Annotated in this window: 14 protein-coding genes and 1 pseudogene; 5 read left to right on the top strand and 10 right to left on the bottom strand. The window is 60.9% G+C overall.

Features of this window, described 5'->3' with window-relative positions:
• Positions 1-105 precede the first annotated feature (105 nt).
• Together tyrS and pdxY are read left to right on the top strand one after the other, a co-directional pair.
• Entirely contained in the window at positions 106-1,380 is a 1,275-nt protein-coding gene (tyrS, locus tag C2E15_RS09960; RefSeq protein ID WP_104957226.1) for a tyrosine--tRNA ligase, read from the top strand.
• A 60-nt stretch (positions 1,381-1,440) separates the two neighbouring features.
• Positions 1,441-2,301, top strand: a complete 861-nt coding sequence (gene pdxY / locus C2E15_RS09965) for a pyridoxal kinase PdxY (protein WP_104957227.1) — start codon at positions 1,441-1,443, stop codon at positions 2,299-2,301.
• A gap of 67 nt (positions 2,302-2,368) precedes the next feature.
• On the opposite strand, the gene gstA is transcribed toward pdxY, so the two are convergent.
• The 3 genes from gstA to betT form a co-directional block, all read right to left on the bottom strand.
• The gene (gene gstA, locus C2E15_RS09970) at positions 2,369-2,974 is read right to left on the bottom strand and encodes a glutathione transferase GstA (RefSeq protein WP_084971376.1); all 606 of its coding nucleotides are present in this window, start codon (positions 2,972-2,974) and stop codon (positions 2,369-2,371) included.
• A gap of 119 nt (positions 2,975-3,093) precedes the next feature.
• Positions 3,094-4,599, bottom strand: a complete 1,506-nt coding sequence (gene dtpA / locus C2E15_RS09975; protein ID WP_104957228.1) for a dipeptide/tripeptide permease DtpA — start codon at positions 4,597-4,599, stop codon at positions 3,094-3,096.
• 537 nt (positions 4,600-5,136) lie between these two features.
• Entirely contained in the window at positions 5,137-7,146 is a 2,010-nt protein-coding gene (gene betT / locus C2E15_RS09980; RefSeq protein WP_104957229.1) for a choline BCCT transporter BetT, read from the bottom strand.
• Between the two features lie 162 nt (positions 7,147-7,308).
• Here betT and betI point away from each other — a divergent pair, with 162 nt between their 5' ends.
• From betI to betA, 3 genes are read left to right on the top strand one after another with little or no spacing between them, the layout of a single operon-like run.
• Positions 7,309-7,911 (top strand): transcriptional regulator BetI, encoded by a 603-nt coding sequence (gene betI / locus C2E15_RS09985; RefSeq protein ID WP_038626270.1) that lies wholly within the window; start codon positions 7,309-7,311, stop codon positions 7,909-7,911.
• An 11-nt stretch (positions 7,912-7,922) separates the two neighbouring features.
• Positions 7,923-9,389, top strand: a complete 1,467-nt coding sequence (gene betB, locus C2E15_RS09990) for a betaine-aldehyde dehydrogenase (RefSeq protein WP_104957230.1) — start codon at positions 7,923-7,925, stop codon at positions 9,387-9,389.
• Positions 9,390-9,431: 42 nt separating this feature from the next.
• Entirely contained in the window at positions 9,432-11,117 is a 1,686-nt protein-coding gene (gene betA, locus C2E15_RS09995) for a choline dehydrogenase (RefSeq protein WP_038626266.1), read from the top strand.
• 81 nt (positions 11,118-11,198) lie between these two features.
• Here betA and nth read toward each other — a convergent pair whose 3' ends face one another.
• From nth to rsxA, 7 genes and pseudogenes are all read right to left on the bottom strand, one after another.
• Positions 11,199-11,834: an endonuclease III gene (nth, locus tag C2E15_RS10000; RefSeq protein ID WP_038626264.1), complete on the bottom strand. Its 636-nt coding sequence runs from the start codon at positions 11,832-11,834 to the stop codon at positions 11,199-11,201.
• Positions 11,831-12,526, bottom strand: a complete 696-nt coding sequence (locus C2E15_RS10005; RefSeq protein WP_038626262.1) for an electron transport complex subunit E — start codon at positions 12,524-12,526, stop codon at positions 11,831-11,833. The genes nth and C2E15_RS10005 overlap by 4 nt, the downstream gene beginning before the upstream one ends.
• The gene (gene rsxG / locus C2E15_RS10010; RefSeq protein WP_104957231.1) at positions 12,519-13,151 is read right to left on the bottom strand and encodes an electron transport complex subunit RsxG; all 633 of its coding nucleotides are present in this window, start codon (positions 13,149-13,151) and stop codon (positions 12,519-12,521) included. The genes C2E15_RS10005 and rsxG overlap by 8 nt, the downstream gene beginning before the upstream one ends.
• Positions 13,152-13,154: 3 nt before the next feature.
• Positions 13,155-14,212, bottom strand: a pseudogene (rsxD, locus tag C2E15_RS10015) (electron transport complex subunit RsxD).
• The gene (rsxC, locus tag C2E15_RS10020) at positions 14,213-17,029 is read right to left on the bottom strand and encodes an electron transport complex subunit RsxC (RefSeq protein ID WP_104957232.1); all 2,817 of its coding nucleotides are present in this window, start codon (positions 17,027-17,029) and stop codon (positions 14,213-14,215) included.
• A complete protein-coding gene (rsxB, locus tag C2E15_RS10025; protein WP_104957233.1) occupies positions 17,022-17,600 on the bottom strand; it encodes an electron transport complex subunit RsxB in 579 nt (192 codons plus the stop codon). Before rsxB ends, rsxC begins: the two co-directional genes overlap by 8 nt.
• Positions 17,600-18,181: an electron transport complex subunit RsxA gene (gene rsxA, locus C2E15_RS10030; protein ID WP_104957234.1), complete on the bottom strand. Its 582-nt coding sequence runs from the start codon at positions 18,179-18,181 to the stop codon at positions 17,600-17,602. The genes rsxB and rsxA overlap by 1 nt, the downstream gene beginning before the upstream one ends.
• Between the last annotated feature and the right edge of the window lie 48 nt (positions 18,182-18,229).

Below are 18,229 nucleotides of genomic sequence, written 5' to 3' on the forward strand. Positions count from 1 at the left end.
GCGCTGGCGGCGGCAGCGCTTTATTCTATACGCCTTCATTTCTCCGCATGTCAGCGGAAAGCTGTGTACCAGCATAGGTGCAGTCGTTACAACATGGAGTCTTTAATGACCAGCAGTAACCTGATTAAACAATTGCAAGAGCGGGGCCTGGTAGCCCAGGTGACGGACGAGGATGCGTTAGCAGAGAGACTGGCGCAAGGGCCAATCGCTCTCTATTGCGGCTTCGACCCGACCGCCGACAGCTTGCATTTGGGCCATCTGGTACCTTTGCTTTGTCTGAAACGTTTCCAGGATGCAGGACACAAGCCCGTTGCGCTGGTCGGCGGCGCCACCGGCCTGATCGGCGATCCAAGCTTCAAAGCGGCCGAGCGCAAGCTGAACACCGCCGACACGGTCAATGAGTGGGTAGAAAAGATCCGTGGCCAGGTCGCGCCGTTCCTCGATTTCGACTGCGGCGACAACAGCGCCATCGCGGCGAACAACTACGACTGGTTCGGCAGCATGAACGTGCTGACCTTCCTGCGCGATATCGGCAAGCACTTCTCTGTTAACCAGATGATTAACAAAGAAGCGGTAAAACAGCGCCTGAACCGTGAAGATCAGGGCATCTCCTTTACCGAATTCTCCTATAACCTGTTGCAGGGCTACGATTTCGCCTGCCTGAACGAACGCTATGGCGTGGCGCTGCAGATCGGCGGTTCCGATCAGTGGGGCAATATCACCTCCGGCATCGATCTGACGCGTCGTCTGCATCAGAACCAGGTCTTCGGCCTGACCGTACCGCTGATCACCAAAGCGGACGGCACCAAATTCGGTAAAACCGAAGGCGGCGCGGTATGGCTCGACGCGAAGAAAACCAGCCCGTACAAGTTCTACCAGTTCTGGATTAACACCGCCGACGCGGATGTTTACCGCTTCCTGAAATTCTTCACCTTTATGAGCATTGATGAGATCAATGCGCTGGAAGAAGAAGACAAAAACAGCGGCAAAGCGCCGCGCGCGCAGTATGTGCTGGCGGAGCAGGTAACGCGTCTGGTGCATGGCGAAGCGGGGCTGGAAGCGGCGAAGCGCATCACTCAGAGCCTCTTCTCCGGCAGCCTGAGCGACATGACCGAAGCGGATTTCGAGCAGCTGGCGCAGGATGGCATGCCGGTCATCACCCTAGAAGCGGACGCCGATCTGCAGCAGGCGCTGGTGACGGCGGAGCTGGTACCGTCGCGCGGACAGGCGCGCACCATGATCGGCTCCAACGCGGTAACGGTAAACGGCGAAAAACAGTCTGATGCGGAATACCGCTTCAGCGACAGCGACAAGCTGTTCGGCCGCTTTACCCTGTTGCGCCGCGGTAAAAAGCATTACTGTCTGGTGTGCTGGAAATAAGAAGAGGGTAAGGCCGGTTTGACCGGCCTTATTTTTTGGCAAGGCTGTGCAGGTTTTATCATGAAAAATATTCTCGCTATTCAGTCTCACGTCGTATTCGGCCACGCCGGCAACAGCGCGGCGGAGTTTCCGATGCGGCGTATGGGCGCCAATGTCTGGCCGCTCAATACCGTGCAGTTTTCCAACCACACGCAGTATGGCCACTGGACCGGCACGGTGATGCCGGCGTCGCACCTGACCGATATCGTCAAAGGCATCGCCGATATCGATCGCCTGAAGACCTGCGATGCGGTGCTGAGCGGCTATCTCGGCTCGGCGGAGCAGGGCGAACAGATTCTCGAGATCGTGCGTCAGGTGAAGGAAGCGAACCCTAACGCCTGGTATTTTTGCGATCCGGTGATGGGCCACCCGGAGAAAGGCTGCATTGTGGCGCCAGGCGTGGCGGAGTTCCACTGCCACGCCTCGCTGCCGGCCAGTGATATTATCGCGCCGAACCTGCTGGAGCTGGAGATGCTCAGCGGCACCAGCGTCGGCAGCGTCGCGGAAGCTGTGACAGTGTCACGTAAGCTGATCGCGCGCGGGCCGAAAATCGTGCTGGTGAAGCACCTGGCGCGCGCCGGCCGCCGTAGCGATCGTTTTGAGATGCTGCTGGTAACGGCGCAGGAAGCCTGGCATATCAGCCGTCCGCTGATCGATTTCGGCGTGCGCCAGCCGGTCGGCGTCGGCGATCTCACCAGCGGTATGCTGCTGGTGAACCTGTTGAAAGGCGAGCCGCTGAAGCAGTCGCTGGAGCATATCACTGCGGCCGTGTATGAAGTGATGCTGAAAACCCACGAAATGGGCGAGTATGAACTGCAGCTGGTGGCGGCGCAGGAGAGCATCGCGCGGCCGACACAGCATTTCGCTGCCGAAAGGCTGTAAGCGTCTGCAGGCGCTCAGCCTGATACGCGGTTAACAAAACGGGACGCCTGCGCGTCCCGTTGTCATATCAGGCCAGCCCTTCCGCCTTTAACGCGGCGATCACCGCCGGACGTTCCGCCACGCGCGCCTGCCAGGCGGCCAGCGCCTCAAGCGCGCTAAGATCCAGCTTCACCGCTTTCGCCCAGCGCGTCACGACGAACAGATAAGCATCCGCCACGGTAAAGCGCGCGCCGAGCAGCCACTGCTTATCGCGCAGCGCATTATCGACATAGCGGAACTTCGTCAGCAGCTGCTCGCGCTGCTTCACCTTGAACTCTTCCGGCGTATCGGGGCGAAACAGCGGGCTGAAGCCCTTATGCAGTTCGGTAGAGATATAGCTCAGCCACTCCAGCGTATGGTAGCGCGTCAGGCTGCCCGCCGGGGCCAGCAGCTGGCGATCGGGCTTCAGGTCCGCCAGGTACTGCACGATAGCGGTGCCTTCGGTAAGCAGCGTGCCGTCATCCAGCTCCAGCGCCGGAACCTGACCTTTCGGGTTGATCTGCAGATAGTCTTCGCCGCGTTCGGTCACTTTTTTCGCCAGGTCGACATTAACCTGAGTGAAATCGAGATCGCATTCGCGCAGAACGATATGGGGAGAAAGGGAACAGGCGCCAGCTTTACTGAAGAGTTTCATACAATGCTCCTTGTTGCATGCGGGGGTAAGGATCATCCTACTGCGCGACCGGGCAAATGTCAGTGCGGGGGCAATAAAAAAGCCGTCGCAGGGACGGCTTTTTCACTCCACGCGCTGAATCAGCTGTGGCTTTCCGCGGCCTGTTTCGCCGCCGCTTCGCGATCCACCGTCATCCGGTTCAGTAGCGGAGCGGTCAGCAGCATCAGAACGGCGATAACCCCGGTCACGATGCCGATCTGCTTAAACACGTCGCTGTAAACCTGCAGCGACTGCAGCGGATCGGTCACGTTTTCCGGCACCGCCATCAGGTTGGCGACCTTGCCGGCAATCATCGCGGCGCCGGCGGTGGTCAGGAACCAGGAGCCCATGATAAAGCCCATCAGGCGCTGCGGCACCAGCTGCGCCACCATCGCCAGGCCGAGGCCGGAGATCATCAGCTCGCCGATGCTCTGCAGCGCATAGCTCAGGATCAGCCAGTTGACCGACACGATACCCTGCTGGGTGGCAAAGCTGGCGCCCAGCGGCAGCACGAGGAACGCGCCGGAGCAAAGCACCATGCCGAAAGCGAACTTGTGCGGCATCGGCATACGATCGCCCAGCTTGTTATAGATGGCGGCCAGAATCGGGCTGGCGACCATGATCCAGAACGGGTTCAGCGCCTGATACTGCTCCGGCTCGAAGGCGATGCCCAGAATGGTATGTTCAACGTTGCGGATAGCGAAGAAGTTAAGCGAGGTCGGCATCTGCATATAAAGCACGAAGAAGACGATCGCTTCCACCATCAGCAGGAAGGCGACGATCATTTTGCGGCGCGCGGCGCCCTGCAGCGCGAACGCTTCTTTAGCGAACACCAGAATGATGCCCAGCGCGATCACCCCCAGCACGATGCGGGCGATAAACTGGTGATGCAGCAGCCAGGTGGCGACCGTGATCAGCACCACTACGCCGACCAGCGTCATCAGCAGCTTGCCGAGGTTCAGCGGCGCGAAATCCGGCTTAGAGCCGTAGTTCTTCACCATCTTCTGACAGAGCAGGAAGTTGACCACGGTAATTGCCAGGCCGACCACGGAGAGCGAAAACGCCACGCTCCAGCCGTAGCGCGCCGCCAGCCACGGCGTCAGCATCATGGACACCAGCGAGCCGACGTTGATCGACATATAGAACATGGTGAAGGCGCCGTCGAGACGCGGATCGTCTTTGTCGTAGCAGGTTGACAGCAGGGAGGCCGGGTTAGCTTTAAACAGCCCGCTGCCCATTGCCACCGTTGCCATGCCGATATAGACCATCGACACATCATGACCAGACCAGGCGACCAGCCCGTAGCCGACGCACAGCACCAGCGCGCCGAGAATAATCACCCGTTTGGTGCCCAGCACCTTATCGCCCAGCCAGCCGCCGATAGCGGTGAGACCGTACACCAGCGCGCTGAAAGAGGAGAAAAGGGTGATGGAATCGGCTTCGGACATCCCCAGCTGTTTAACCAGGTAGACCGCCATGATGGCCTGCAGGCCGTAATAACCAAATCGTTCCCACAGTTCGATAGAAAAGATCAAATAAAACGCTTTTGGCTGCTTGAACGCATTGAGGCTGACTGCCTCGTCAGTGTGTTTGTTTGCTGTAGACACTGTTACCTCTGTTGTTTCAACCTGATTTTCATCAGGAAATAAGACCGCGTCGCGGGCGAAGCCAACGCACGGTTCTGTAATAAAATCAGAAAAAACGGCGGTTAATTTCGCTTATCCCGCCACGGGTGGCAAGTGTTTTTTTATTTGCTGAAGATAGCGGCGGGATCAGGGTTAAGGGCAGGGGTCTCGCTTGTTAATTAGTGTTAAATTCGGTTTGCGATTTTATTGTCAGAATAATCTCTCTGTTTACCTACCGGCGGGATCGAAAAAGGGCAATTATTCGCTAAGCCCCTGTTTGACGATACAGGGACAAAATATTGCCTGATAATGCAGAATAAATGACTATTTAATGCGCACTATTTGCCGTTTGTTGAGGCTTTATAACGGCTTGCGCGGGGGCGATCGCGCGTTGCGCGCGAGTCGTGAGCAAGATCACGCTTTAAAACAATAATTTAGGGCGAAAAATAAGCATGGATGCCTGTGACGGCGGGAAAAGGCGACCGGGTAAGCGCGCGCGCCCGGCCGCCGAAGGGTCCGTTAACGCACCAGATGCAGGAACTGCAGATGGCGCTCATAGTGATCGAGAATATCGTTAATGATCTGCTCTTCGGTATAGCCCACCAGATCGTATTCCTGGCTGCCCTCCCACAGATGCACTTCAGCACGATAATAGCGGCTGGCGGTCGGCAAATTACCGCCGCGGCGCATAAATGACGGCGTGCTGTAGCCCTGCATCTGCACGCCGTAGACGAAAGGCGCTTCCTCACCGTGCGCCACGCGAATGCTCATCGTGAAATCCTGCGGTGACAGGTCACTCTCTACCTGCAGACCTTTCTCTTCCAGCACCTGCACCACTTTGCCCAGCGCCGGGCGCACCGTCTCATCCATAAAACGATAGACCATATCGCGGCCCGGATAAGAGATGGCGCGGTTCAGACGGCGGCGCCAGCTGCTGGTGTGGCCTGGACGGTAACGCGCGGTCAGCAGCGGCGAGGCGATTGCCAGCGAGCGGCTGCGGTCGCGCTGTTTCTCATGATGCAGCGCGCGGTACATCGCCAGCACGAACAGCACCAGCACCAGCGAGAAAGGCAGGGCGCTCAGTACCACTGCGGTCTGCAGCGAGGTATAGTCGCCGGCGAACAGCAGGGAGAGCGTCAGCATACAGACCGCCGCCGCCCAGAAAATGCGCAGCCAGTTGGGCGCATCACTGCTGCTGTCGCTGGTGCAGGAGAGGTTGGCCACCACCAGCGCGCCGGAATCGGCGGAGGTGACAAAAAAGATAAAGCAGATCACCACCGCCAGCACCGTCACCGGCGTCGCCAGCGGATAGCTGGCCAGCATATGGTATACCGCCATCGCCGGCTCGCTCAGGGCGATATCGCCCAACTCCTTCATACCGTGCTGGAAAAAGGTCAGGGCGCTGTTGCCGAACACCGACAGCCACGCAAGGGTAAAGCCCATCGGGATCAGCAATACGCCGATAACGAACTCACGCAGGGTGCGGCCACGCGAGATGCGGGCGATAAACATGCCGACAAACGGCGACCACGCGATCCACCATGCCCAGTAGAATACTGTCCAGCTGCCGAGCCAGCTGTCGCGGCTGGTGCTGCTGTAGGCGTAGAGATCGAAGGTTTTGCGCGGCAGACTGGTGAAATAGTCGCCGAAGTTCTGCACCAGCGCGTTCAGCAGATGGCCGGTCGGCCCGGCGAACAGCACGAAAAAGAACATCAGCAGCGCCAGCAGCATATTCAGCTCCGACATGCGGCGAATGCCCTTATCCACGCCGCTGACGGCGGAAAGCGTCGCGGCGCCCATCACCACCACAATCAAAATCACCTGCATGGTGTGGCTCTGCGCGATGCCGGTCAGAAAACTGATGCCGGAGTTAATCTGCATCACGCCAATGCCAAGGCTGGTCGCCAGGCCGAACATGGTACCGACGATGCCGAAAATATCTACCGCATGGCCAATCGGCCCGTTAATGCGATCGCCGATCAGCGGATAGAACGCAGAGCGCAGCGCCAGTGGCAGGTTATGGCGATAGGCGAAGTAGGCCAGCGCCATCGCCACCAGCGTATAGATGCCCCAGCCGTGCAGCCCCCAGTGCATCATCGTCAGCACCATGCCGTCGCGCGCCGCCTGCGCCGAACCCGCCACCCCTTCCGGCGGCTGCAGCAGGTGATCAAGCGGCTCTGATGCGCCATAGAACAGCAACTCGGAACCGATGCCGGCGGAAAATAGCATCGCTGCCCAGGTGCCATAACTGAAGTCGGGCGTGGCGTGATCCGGCCCAAGCTTGATGTCGCCATAGCGCGAAAGGGCGACAAACAGCACGAAGCCGAGATAAAAGGCGACCACCAGCATGTAGTACCAGCCGAAGGTGGCGGAAGCCCAGGCCTGCGCCCGACCCAGCAGCGAACTGGCCTGTTGCGGAAAGGCCAGCACACTGCCGGAAAAGAGCGTGATGATCAGCGCGGCGCCGAAAAACACCGCGCGGTTAAGTTTAACTGCCTGAATTGTCTGACGGTCCTGTGACCCCGGCATGCAAGCTCCTCATTCTGTTGCGTGAAACATCCCTGCCTGAAAATCCCTGCTAAACGCATGGTTTTGTTATTCAATTGTTATCAAGTCTAGTTTTTATTGATTGAACGTTCAATATAAAAAAGCTAGGCTATAGCCACATAAGTCGTTAAGAGTGACGGGACGATGCCAAAAGTTGGAATGAAGGCCATACGCCAGGCGCAGCTAATTAAAGCCACCCTGACGGTAATCGATCGGGTAGGGCTGGCGGAAGCGAGCCTCGCGGTAATCGCCAAAGAGGCGGGCGTGTCCACCGGCATCGTCAGCCACTATTTCGGCGATAAAAACGGCCTGCTGGACGCCTGTATGCGCCAGATCCTCGCCGACCTCTACCTGGCGGTGGAGCGGCAGCGGCGGCAGGCGCCGGATACGCCGGAGGCGCAGATCCGCGCCATTATCGACGGCAATTTTGATATTTCGCAGATTGACGCGCCGGTGCTGAAAACCTGGCTGGTGTTCTGGACCAACAGCCTGCATCAGCACAACCTACAGCGGCTGCAGACCATTAACGACCGTCGTCTCTGGTCGAACCTGACGGCGCAGTTCGCCCGCGTCATGCCGCGCGAACAGGCGCGCGCCGCCGGCAGCTGCATGGCGGCGCTGATCGACGGGCTGTGGCTGCGTATGACGCTGGCGCCGCAGCCGATGGCGGACGGGCTCGAGCGGGCGCGTTCAATCTGTTACCAGAATCTTGCGCTCTGGCTACAGCCGGCGCAGAACATGCATTAACAGGAGAAAACATGGCAGAGCTACCACGCCGCGGCAACTACATCAATGGCCGCGAAGAGCAGGGTCAGGGCGAGATCTTCACCACGGTGAATCCGGCCAACGGCAGGGCGCTGGCGGAGATCGCCGCCGCCAGCCGGGCGGACGTGGATCGTGCCGTCGAAAGCGCGCTGGCGGGCCAGCGTATCTGGCGCAGCTATACGCCGGTAGAGCGCAGCCGTGTGCTGCTGAAGGCGGTCGCCCTGCTGCGCGAGCGCAATCAGGCGCTGGCGGAGCTGGAGACGGCCGATACCGGCAAGCCGATTAGCGAAACCGCGGCGGTGGATATCGTTACCGGCGCCGACGTGCTGGAGTACTACGCCGGGCTGGCGCCGGCGCTGCAGGGCGAACAGATCCCGCTGCGCGACAGCGCGCTGGTCTATACCCGCCGCGAACCGCTGGGCGTCTGCGCCGGCATCGGCGCCTGGAACTACCCGATCCAGATCGCTCTGTGGAAAAGCGCTCCGGCGCTGGCGGCCGGCAATGCGATGATCTTCAAACCGAGCGAAGTAACGCCGCTGAGCGCGCTGGAGCTGGCGAAAATCTACAGCGAAGCGGGCCTGCCGGCCGGCGTGTTCAACGTGGTGCAGGGCGCGGCGGAAGTGGGACAGGCGCTGAGCCAGCATCCGCAGATTGAAAAAATCTCCTTTACCGGCGAGGTCAATACCGGCAAGCGGGTGATGGCGGACGCGGCGCTGGCTAACCTGAAAGAGGTTACCCTGGAGCTGGGCGGCAAATCGCCGCTGATCGTCTTTGACGACGCCGACCTGGAGCGGGCGGTCGACGGCGCGATGATGGCCAACTTCTACAGCAGCGGCCAGGTCTGCACCAACGGCACGCGGGTATTCGTCCAGCGTTCGCTGCTGCCGGCATTTGAAAAGCGGCTACTGGAGAAAATGGCGCGCATCAAAACCGGTGACCCGCGCGATCCGTCCGTGAACTTCGGTCCGCTGGTCAGCGCGCAGCACTGTGAAAAAGTGGTCTCTTACCTGCAGCTGGGTAAAGAAGAGGGCGCGCGTCTGCTGGCGGGCGGCAACCGCATTACCGAAGGCGCGCTGGCGCAGGGCTACTACGTCGAGCCGACAGTATTCAGCGACTGCCACGACGGAATGCGCCTCGTACGTGAAGAGATCTTCGGCCCGGTGATGAGCATCCTGGCGTTTGATGACGAAGAGGAAGCTATCACGCGCGCCAACGCCACCGGCTATGGCCTGGCGGGCGGCGTTTTCACCCAGTCGCTGAACCGCGCGCACCGCGTGATCCATCAGCTGGAAGCGGGCATCTGTTGGGTGAACAGCTGGGGCGAATCCCCGGCGCCGATGCCGGTTGGCGGCTATAAGCTCTCGGGCGTGGGGCGTGAAAACGGCCTCGATACCCTGATGCACTACACCCGCACCAAATCCGTGCTGATCGAGATGGGAGATTACCCGTCAGCGTTTTAATGACTAACCCGGCGGCCTGGCCCGCCGGTTTCCGGAGGTTTAATGCAGAAATTTGACTACATCATTATCGGCGCAGGCTCTGCGGGCAATGTACTGGCCACGCGCCTTACCGAGGATGCTGACGTATCGGTACTGTTACTGGAAGCGGGCGGGCGCGATCACCGCTGGGACTTCCGTACCCAAATGCCAGCCGCTTTGGCTTATCCGCTGCAGGGTAAACGCTATAACTGGGCCTACGAGACCGAGCCGGAACCGCAGATGAACAACCGCCGCATGGAGTGCGGACGCGGAAAAGGGCTGGGCGGCTCTTCGCTGATCAACGGCATGTGTTATATCCGCGGCAACGCGCTCGACTACGACGGCTGGGCGAAAAAAGAGGGGCTGGAACAGTGGTCCTATCTGCACTGTCTGCCCTATTTCCGCCGCGCGGAGAAGCGCGACATTGGCGAGAATGACTATCACGGCGGCGAAGGCTACCTGAGCGTCACCACGCCGAAGGTGGGCAACAATCCGCTCTACCGCGCCTTTATCGAAGCGGCGAAGCAGGCGGGGCATCATGAAACCGACGATCTGAACGGCTACCGTCAGGATGGTTTTGGGCCGATGGATCGCACCGTCACGCCGCAGGGACGGCGCTCCAGCACCGCGCGCGGCTATCTCGACGTGGCGAAAACGCGGCCGAACCTGACTATTGTCACCCGTGCGCAGACCGATCGTATCCTGTTTGAGGGCAAAACCGCCACCGGCGTCACCTGGCTGCGCAAAGGGCAGCGCCAGCAGGCGACCGCCACGCGCGAAGTGCTGCTCTGCGCCGGCGCAATCGCCTCGCCGCAGATCCTGCAGCGCTCCGGCGTCGGCCCGGAAGAGTGGCTGCGCGAACTGGATATCGACGTGGTGCATGCGCTGCCGGGCGTCGGCCGTAACCTGCAGGATCATCTGGAAATCTATATGCAGTACCGCTGCAAAGAGCCGATCTCGCTCTATCCGGCGCTAAAGTGGTGGAACCAGCCGGCGATCGGCGCAGAATGGCTGCTGAAAGGCACCGGCATCGGCGCCAGCAACCAGTTCGAGGCGGGCGGCTTTATCCGCAGCGATAATCACCCGGAGTGGCCCGATCTGCAATATCACTTCCTGCCGGTGGCGATTAACTACAACGGCAGTAGCCCGGTTAAACAGCATGGCTTTCAGGCGCACGTCGGGCCGATGCGCTCCATGAGCCGCGGGCGCATTAAGCTCAAATCGAAAGATCCCTATGACGCGCCCTCGATCTTTTTCAACTATATGTCGGAAACCCGCGACTGGGTGGAGTTCCGCGCGGCGGTGCGCCTGACCCGTGAAATCATGCGCCAGCCGGCGCTGGAGCCTTACTGCGGCGCGGAGATCCAGCCGGGCTTCGCGGTGCAGAGCGACGAGCAGATCGACGCCTTTATCCGCGAGCATGCGGAAACTGCCTATCACCCGTGCGGCAGCTGCGCCATGGGCTATGGCGAGATGGACGTGGTCGACGATCAGGGTCGCGTGCATGGCCTGCAGCGCCTGCGCGTGGTGGATGCCTCGATCATGCCGCAAATTACCACCGGCAACCTGAATGCGCCGACGGTGATGATCGCCGAGAAGATGTCTGACATCATTCGCGGGCGTGCGCCGCTGGCGCCGTCGCAGGCGGATTACTATCGGCTGCAGCGCGAGCAGGAAATTGCCGCGGCGGACGCAGCGGAAAGCGCCTGACGCGGCGGCCATCGCCCGGGATTCAGGCGACGCCATAAAAAAAGCCGGTCATCAGACCGGCTTTTTTATGCCCGCGCGGCGTTACAGATCGGTTTTCTCTTTATATTCGCAGAGATCTTCAATCAGGCAGGAGCCACAGCGCGGCTTACGCGCGATGCAGGTGTAACGGCCATGCAGGATCAGCCAGTGGTGACAGTCGACCTTAAACTCCTTCGGCACCACCTTCAGCAGCTTCTCCTCAACCTGCTCGACATTCTTGCCGGGCGCGAAGTGAGTGCGGTTGCAGACGCGGAAAATATGGGTGTCGACGGCGATAGTCGGCCAGCCGAAGGCGGTGTTCAGCACCACGTTGGCGGTTTTCCTGCCGACGCCGGGCAGCGCCTCCAGCGCGGCGCGATCCTCCGGCACCTCGCCCTGATGCTTCTCCAGCAGAATGCGGCAGGTTTTAATCACATTCTCCGCTTTGCTGTTAAACAGGCCGATGGTCCTGATATAGCTTTTTACCCCTTCGACCCCCAGCTCCAGCATCGCGGCGGGCGTATTGGCCACCGGATAGAGCTTCGCCGTCGCCTTATTGACGCTGACGTCGGTGGCCTGCGCCGAGAGCAGCACGGCGATCAGCAGTTCAAAAGGGGAGGTAAAGTTCAGCTCGGTGGTCGGATGCGGGTTGTTGGCCCGCAGCCGCGACAGAATTTCGTAGCGTTTTTCTTTATTCACACCGCTTTCTCAGTCTGGCCCTGCGGCAGCGCGCTGTCGCGACGGGCGGCGGCGCGCGCTTTCAGTTTTTTATCAAGCAGATATTTGGCCGCCAGCAGCATGCCGAGGCCGATAAAGGCGCCCGGCGGCAGCATTGCCAGCAGCATCGGCGAATCGAAGTGAACCACCTCCACGCGCAACACCTTCGCCCACGGGCCAAGCAGCTGATCGGCGCCGTTGAATAGGGTGCCGTTGCCGATAATCTCGCGCAGCGATCCCAGCACGAACATCGCGCTGGTGGCACCCATACCGATAGCGAAACCGTCCAGCGCCGAGAGCGGAATGCTGCTTTTCGACGCCACCGCCTCGGCACGGCCCACCACGATGCAGTTGGTGACAATCAGCGGAATAAAAATCCCCAGCGACTGATAGAGACCGTAGGCGTAGGCGTTGATCAGCATCTGCACGCAGCTCACCACCGAGGCGATGATCATGACGTAAATCGGGATACGGATTTCCGACGGCACCCAGCGGCGCGAAGCGGAGATCGCGCTATTGGTGATGGTCAGCACCAGCGTGGTCGCCAGGCCAAGGCCCAGCGCGTTAGTGGCGGTCGAGGTGACCGCCAGCAGCGGGCAGAGGCCCAGCAGCTGCACCAGCGCGGAGTTGTTTTTCCACAGTCCGCCGATCAATAAATTTTTAGCTTCACTCATTTGCATCTCCACAGTCGGGTAGCGAAGAGAGTTTCTCCGGCAGCGTTTCAATAAGCAGCGTAGTGCGTTTGGCGGCGTTCACCACCGCGCGCGGAGTAATGGTGGCGCCGGTAAACTGATCAAAATCGCCGCCATCTTTTTTCACCGCGAAATGCGCGTCATGCGCGCCATGCAGCTGCACACCGCTAAAGCGGGTGATCCAGTCGGAAATGCGCAGCTCAATTTTATCGCCGAGGCCCGGCGTTTCATGATGCTCCACCACCCGTACCCCCAGCACCTTGCCCTGGAAATCCGCGCCGACCAGCATCTGAATCGCGCCAGAATAGCCGTCCGGCGCGGTAGTCTCAAGCGCTGCCGCCACCGGCTGGTTAGCTTTCCGCGCCACATAGAGCCGATGCGGCTTATCGTTACCCAGCGCGCTATCCGTGACAACGTAACATTCATGCTGCATCACGTTATCGTACAGTTCCGGCGGCACCACCTGATCCAGCAGCAGCTTCTGCTGCACTGAGGTCTGATGGGCGATGGTCGGTTTGGTCACTGTGTTAATTACCGCGGTCAGGCCGGTGGTGACGGCGGCGAACAGCGCCAGCGTCACGCCATTTTTACGTATGGTATCCAGCATGGCTTACTCCTTGCGATGGCCGTACACGCGCGGCTGGGTGTAGTAATCGATCAGCGGCACGCAGATGTTGGCCAACAGCACAGCGAACGCCACGCCGTCCGGATAGCCACCGAAGCTGCGGATTAGCCATACCAGCATGCCGATCAGCACGCCGAAGATCAGCCGGCCCTTATTGGTGGTCGAGGCGGTAATCGGGTCAGTGGCGATAAAAAAGGCCCCAGCATCGTTGCGCCGGAGAAGAGGTGGATCAGCGGCGAGGCGAGAGTGCCCGGCGAGAAGAACCAGCCCAGCGTGGCGCAGACCGCCAGCGAGGCGAGAAAACTGACCGGGATATGCCAGCGAATGGTATTCGTCAGCAGCAGGAACAGGCCGCCCAGCAGGAAGCCAATATTGACCCACTGCCAGCCGATGCCGGCGATAGCGCCGCCGAAAATCGGCTGCGCCAGCAGCTGTTCGGCGCTGTGGCCGGCGCGCAGCCCGGTTTTAAAGGTATCGAGCGGCGTCGCCTGGCTGACGCCGTCCGCGCCCATCTGCAGCTGCTGAAGGGTGTCGCCCGCCAGCGTGTGATGGGTGAAAATCATGCTCAGCGAATCGAGCAGGCCAGGCGTCACCGCCTGCAGCGCCTGCGGCGGCAGCCAGCTGGTCATCTGTACCGGGAAAGAGATCAGCAGCACCACATAACCGATCATTGCCGGGTTGAAGGGATTCTGTCCGAGACCGCCATACAGCTGCTTGGCGATAATAATGGCGAAGGCGGTGCCGATGACGATCAGCCACCAGGGCGCCAGCGGCGGCAGACTGACGCCCAGCAGCAGAGCGGTCAGCAGCGCGGAGTGGTCGCCGAGGTTGGCCAGCACCGGCTGTTTGCGCAGGTGCAGGATCGCCGCTTCGGTGCCCCAGGCGGTCAGCGCCGCCAGCGCCACCTGAATCAGGTTACCGTAGCCGAAAAAGTACCACTGGGCGGCCATGCCAGGCAGCGCCGCCAGCAGCACCAGCAGCATGATGCGGCTGGTGGCACGGTGGTTATGGGTGTAAGGGGAACTTGCAATACGAAAAGCCATTTAATCCTCTAAGCCTGTCTGCTGCTGTGCTTTACGCGCTTTGGCGCGCGCAACGGCGGCGGCCACTGCGGCTTTGCGGCGCGCCTCCGCATCATCCGTGTCGGCGCTTTCTGCCGCCTGGTGTTGTGCTTTTTTCGCTTTGGCGCGGGCGACGGCCGCTTCAATCGCCGCTTTGCGCGCGTCAACCAGCGCGTCAACCGGCGCGGCGTCGGCGCTTTCCGGCTCGGCGGCGGCTAAAGGCACGCTTTCGCTTTCTGGCGTCATCGCATCCGTTGACGGCACGCTCTGGCTTTCCGTCTCCGCTTCTGCGGCGGCGTGATGTTTCTCCGCCGTTGCCTGCTGCGCCTTTTTCGCTTTGGCGCGCGCCACGGCGTCGGCGACCGCGACCTTACGCGCATCAGCCGCTTCGGCGGCGCGCGCGTTTTCCGGCGCGGCCGCTTCCTCAGACGCATCTGCGCTTTCTGCCGCCGCCTGCGCCTGCTGCGCTTTTTTCGCTTTGGCGCGCGCGATAGCCGCTTCTACCGCGGCCTTACGCGGATCGACCGCTTCAGACGCGTCTGCGCTTTCCGTCGCCGCCTGCGCCTGCTGCGCTTTTTTCGCTTTGGCGCGCGCGATAGCCGCTTCTACCGCGGCCTTACGCGGATCGACCGCTTCAGTCGCGTCTGCGCTTTCCGTCGCCGCCTGCGCCTGCTGCGCTTTTTTCGCTTTGGCGCGCGCGACGGCCGCTTCGACTGCCGCCTTACGCGGATCGACCGCTTCAGACGCGTCTGCGTTTTCCGTCGTCGCCTGCGCCTGCTGCGCTTTTTTCGCTTTGGCGCGTGCGATAGCCGCTTCGACTGCCGCCTTACGCGGATCGACCGCTTCAGACGCGTCTGCGCTTTCCGCTGCCGCCTGCGCCTGCTGCGCTTTTTTCGCTTTGGCGCGGGCGACGGCCGCTTCTACTGCCGCCTTACGCGGATCGACCGCTTCAGACGCGTCTGCGCTTTCCGTCGTCGCCTGCGCCTGCTGCGCTTTTTTCGCTTTGGCGCGCGCGATAGCCGCTTCTACTGCGGCTTTACGCGGATCGATGCCGTCGGCCGCCTGGCTTTCAGCGTCCTGTTCCTGCTGCGCTTTTTTCGCTTTGGCGCGCGCGATGGCCGCTTCTACTGCGGCTTTACGCGGATCGCCCGCCTGACGCGACAGCGGCTCGGTCTCAGCCTGTTTTTCTGCCTGGCGCTGGCGCGCCAGCGCCTTACGCGCCTCGCGCTGGGCGATAGCCGCGGCGTTATCAGGCGCTGCGTCCGCATTGTCTTCGATCCCGGTCGCTTTCTTCGCTTTCACGCGCGCCAGCGCGGCGGCGATCTCATCCTGTTCACTGGCGCTGACTTTACGTTTCGCCTGCGCATGACGCGCTTCACGCGCCAGTTTTTCCCGCTCCAGGCGCGCCTGACGCGCTTCAAAGCGCGCCTTCGCTTCGGCGGTGCGCTTCGCTTCCAGATCGATGGCGCGCAGTTCCGCTTTCTCTTGACGGTAATATTGCACCAGCGGAATATTGCTCGGGCAAACCCAGGCGCAGGCGCCGCATTCGATGCAATCTTCAATATGGTAGGCGCGCGCCTTATCGTGATCGGCGCCCTGGCTGTACCAGTAGAGCTGCTGCGGCAGCAGGTTGGCCGGGCAGGCATCGGCGCAGGCGCTGCAGCGGATGCAGGAAAGCTCCTGCTGCGGCTCGCCCATTTCGCTGGCGGAGGGGGCCAGCAGACAGTTAGTGATTTTCACTACCGGCACGTCCAGCGCGGGCAGGGTAAAGCCCATCAGCGGGCCGCCCATGATCACCATCTGCTTCGGCTGCGGCTGAAAGCCCGCATGGTGCAACAGATGGCTGACCGGCGTGCCGAGCCGTCCCCAGACGTTGCCCGGCTGCGCTACCGCTTCGCCGGTCAGCGTGACGACGCGCTCGGTCAGCGGTTCACCGTCGATAATGGCGCGCTTCACGGCCCAGGCGGTGCCGACGTTCTGCATCAGCACGCCGATATCGGAAGATCGTCCGCCGTGCGGCACTTCTTTACCGGTCAGAATTTTGGTCAGCTGCTTCGCGCCGCCGGAAGGGTATTTGGTAGGGATAACGCGCAGCTGCAGATCGTTGGCGCCGCCCAGCGCGCGCTTCAGCGCGGCGATCGCCTGCGGTTTATTGTCTTCAATGCCGATCAGCACACGCTCCGCCTGCAGCACCCAGGCAAGAATGCGGCTGCCCTCAAGCACCTCTTCGGCGCAGTCCTGCATCAGCCGGTCGTCGGCGGTAATATAGGGTTCGCACTCGGCGGCGTTAATGATCAGCGTACGGGTGCTGTCCAGCCCGCCTTTCAGTTTGGTGGCGGTAGGAAAACCGGCGCCGCCCAGCCCGGCGACGCCCGCCAGATGGATGCGTTTGATCACTTCTTCGCGCGTCAGCTGGCGATAGTCCGCCACGCCGTCGCGTTCAATCCAGCGATCCTCGCCATCCGGCACGATAAAAACCGAAATCTCCGCCAGCCCGGAAGGGTGCGCGGTCATATGCGGGCCGATGGCTTCAATGACGCCTGACGTCGGCGCATGCACCGGCAGCATCCGTCCGGCGCCGAAGGTCAGCGGCTGGCCGCGCAGCACGTGATCGCCGGGTTTAACGCACAGCTCGCCCTCATGGCCGATATGCTGTTTCAGCGGAATGATAAAGCGATCCGCCAGCGGTAGCTGGCGCAGCGGCGTGCCGTTGGACTGGGTCTTCATTTCCGGCGGATGAATGCCGCCGTCAAAATCCCAAATCTTATCTTTACGGAATATATTCAGTAGGTTAAGCATGACTTTCCACAGGAATGACCCGTACCGGGATGGTGTGCAGATCCCATTTCCAGTTTGCCGTAGTGGTGGCAACCGGACGCATTTCAATACAGTCGGTCGGGCAGGGCGCGACACAGAGATCGCAACCGGTGCAGACGTCGCTCAGCACAGTGTGCATGGCGCGCGTGGCGCCGACGATGGCATCGACCGGACAGGCCTGGATGCACTTGGTGCAGCCGATGCAGTTCGCTTCGTCGATCCACGCCACGGTGCGTACCGGCTCTTTGGCGCTTTCGTCGCCGTCGATCGGTTGCGGCTCGACATTGAGCAGGCCCGCCAGCTTCAGCATCGTCTGCTCGCCGCCGGGGGCGCATTTATTGATCGCCTCGCCGTTATTGCCCACCGCTTCCGCATAGGGGCGGCAGCCGGGATAGCCGCACTGCCCGCACTGGCTCTGCGGCAGCACGGCATCGATTTGCTCAACGATCGGATCCGCTTCCACTTTAAAGCGGCGTGATGCATAGCCCAACAGCCCGCCGAAGATCAGGCTCAGAGCGCTTATTGCAGCAATAGCTATCCAGATAGCGGTCATCAGAATTTCACCAGACCAGTAAAGCCCATAAAGGCCAGCGCCATCAGGCCGGCGGTAATCAGCGCGATAGAGGAACCTTTAAACGGCGCCGGCACGTTGGCCAGCACCAGCCGTTCGCGCATGCCGGCAAACAGCACCATCACCAGCGAAAAGCCGAGCGAAGCGCTGAAGCCGTAAAGCGCCGCCTGCAAAAAGGTGTGGTTAAGGTTAACGCTCAGCAGCGGCACCGCCAGCACCGCGCAGTTAGTGGTGATCAGCGGCAGAAAGATGCCCAGCAGGCGATAGAGCGCCGGGCTGGTTTTACGCACTACCATCTCCGTAAACTGCACGGTAACGGCGATAACGAGGATATAGGCCAGCGTACGCAGATACACCAGATCCAGCGGCACCAGAATCAGATGGTTCACCACCCAGGCGCAGATCGAGGCCAGGGTGATAACAAATGTGGTCGCAAGCCCCATGCCTATCGCCGTTTCCAGTTTTTTGGAAACGCCCATAAAGGGACAGAGGCCAAGGAACTTCACCAGAACGAAGTTGTTCACCAGCACTGTGCCGACGAAAAGAAGCAGATAATCGGTCATCGTATCGCCCGGGGTTACAAAAGGTGCTTATTATCAGTCATTCCCGGC

Origin of the sequence: Mixta gaviniae, assembly GCF_002953195.1 — a bacterium.
Taxonomy (GTDB): Bacteria; Pseudomonadota; Gammaproteobacteria; order Enterobacterales; family Enterobacteriaceae; genus Mixta; species Mixta gaviniae.